The sequence below is a fragment of the Pseudomonas sp. MD195_PC81_125 genome, assembly GCF_014060985.1.
In the GTDB taxonomy this organism is placed as follows: Bacteria; Pseudomonadota; Gammaproteobacteria; order Pseudomonadales; family Pseudomonadaceae; genus Aquipseudomonas; species Aquipseudomonas parakoreensis.
Genome location: NZ_JABULD010000879.1, coordinates 1 through 2257, shown reverse-complemented (window position 1 = coordinate 2257; position 2257 = coordinate 1). Strand labels below are relative to the sequence as shown.

The following is a 2257-nucleotide window of genomic DNA, read 5'->3' as shown; positions in this document are numbered from 1 at the left end:
ATCAACTCTTCGTAATGCTCGAAAAAGCCGGGTCTGCGGGGCAGCATGGGGGTTTCATGACAGCGTCGCCTGGGGGGAAAGAGGCGTGAATATAATGCTTCCTATTAAGCCCAGGTCAATTTCATTCCCTTTGGGAGACGTCTCGACTTTGTAAGGTTTTCAAAAAAAATGACAAAAAATGGCAAATAAATGATCCAGACAGACGCGTTAACTTTTTGTTTTATTTGAAAAACCCATTGGAAGGAATGAGAAAAACAGACGTAAGCATGCTCCTGCAGCTTGCTGAAAAGAGGTTTCAGAACTACTGAGAATTAAAAAAAATACCCACGCACGCTAAAAAAAATGCACTTGGATTAGTACGAATATCTAATAACGACCAACAATTACGCAGGCGTTTTTCCGCCACAGTTGATTTTGACAGATTCAAAATCAGCAACTCACCCTCGAGCAATTTCTCCTCACTACTCAAAACCCTGGAGACCATCGTCAAAGTTAAATCTGTCAGCTTCACTACCAGCGAGATGCTCCAAAGGTTCTACTACGCTTCCTACGGCCTTATAGACTATTTGATAAAGATACTTGATTGCGCAGCATATATTGTTATAAAAAACAAATTAGAGGGCATTACCCTCGAGGTGCTTTCTCAGGCATTCGCCGATGAGGTTTGGAGTAGCGCAAAGGACAACCGTAACCCTTTTTCCTCTCAGTTTAATTTCCGCTCCCTTATCGGTCGCAATGAACCTTTCTATAAAGTTGACAACGATCATCAATAACGAGGAGCGCCACCATGCTTTATAAAAATGCTGAACACGTCGACCAACAATTAATCGTATTGAGAGAAAAAAATGAGGCCCGCGAGCTTGCTGCGATGCACAGAATGCACGCCGCAAATGAAGTACCTGCGCCACCTACCATCAATTTATTGATCAAGACCAAGCTTTTTCCGTGGGAAAGCCTTGAAAGCCTACTCTTCCGAGTATCTACGTTGAATCACCTTTCAGGTATTTCCATTCTGCAGCGTGCACTCATGCTTCCGGAGAATGGGGTGATGTCGATTCGGCGACACCTGCAGTTAGGCGTAGCGCTCGGCCAGGACCTGAGAGCACTATCCCCAACAATTCCAACCCTGATGAGCAAATCGACGATTAGGCTGCAGGGGCATCTGCTACCGATCAAGCACCTCGCGCTCAGTTCCTACCGCGTGTGTCCTCATTGCGTGGAGGAACTAGGATACGGAAAGGCATACTGGTCATTGGCCCCGTTTTCCGTCTGCGAGATGCATAAATGTATGCTGATCGACCGTTGCGCAGCGTGTGAAAAGCCGCTGACAGCAACACGCCCCGCTTACGATCGTTGCTCGTGTGGTGCACGTTACTCAAAAATATCCTCAACTGAGAGTTCCAAAGCGCTACATGAAATGAGCCGTATCATTGCCGCCAAATTTACGAGACAGCCTATTACTAACGAGAGCCATTTATACCCGGATGAAGTTCTTTCGATGGAGTTACTGGACGTGCTGGAATTGCTAACGTTTCTAGCTGCCCTATCAGAACACCCAAGTACAACTTACCTGGACTTAAATCGTAAAATCGTAAGCCTAAAACTTTGTCATCTACGCTGTAAAAAGTCTTCCAGCGCATTATTGGACTGGCCAAACGGCTTTCATAAGTTATTAGCCTCTACTCGAAGTTTCAGGTCATACAATGAAACGACTGCCACTGTATACAACAGCATTTCTCATGTTATTGGCGCGATCCCTGCTGGGACGCAACGAAAATGGTGCCGCTTTATTCTGTCCGGCGTAGAGAGCTTTTTGAGTAACCGCGAATCGTGGAGCCATTCATCTTATTAGTGGAAAGCATACCGATGTTCGGCCTAACAGTTGAGCTGAGTGTTGTTCCTGGCGAAAGCCTGACGAATTTCCTGCAACGAGTTGCTGCTGCCAACTTTTTAAAGTTAACAGATCTCGTGGCGCACCTTAGGGATTCTACACAGCCGAACATTTTTCCGGACTCACTGCTCCCAACAACGTGGAGATCAGCCTATGAGCACCTGACATCTCAAACCACTAACAAAACGTGGTCTTGTCTAAAGCCAAAAATTTGCACCTCCTGTTTTTCGGAGCATCAACAAATCAAGGAGCCCTGGGATCTAACACTGAACACTGTATGCGCTTCACATAACATTTTGCTTAGGGATCGATGCCACCACTGCGCAAGTCCTTTCAACCTTCAAACCATCGAATGCCAAAAAWTGC

At 45.9% G+C, this 2257-nt stretch carries 2 protein-coding genes; both read left to right on the top strand.

Annotated features, from left to right (window positions below):
* Positions 1 to 787 precede the first annotated feature (787 nt).
* Positions 788 to 1852 carry a TniQ family protein gene (locus tag HT737_RS30040; protein WP_182404635.1) on the top strand — a complete coding sequence of 355 codons (1065 nt, stop codon included), beginning with the start codon at positions 788 to 790 and terminating at the stop codon, positions 1850 to 1852.
* A gap of 14 nt (positions 1853 to 1866) precedes the next feature.
* Positions 1867 to 2257: TniQ family protein (locus HT737_RS32950; protein ID WP_182404634.1), on the top strand; the 391-nt coding region annotated here is incomplete at its 3' end.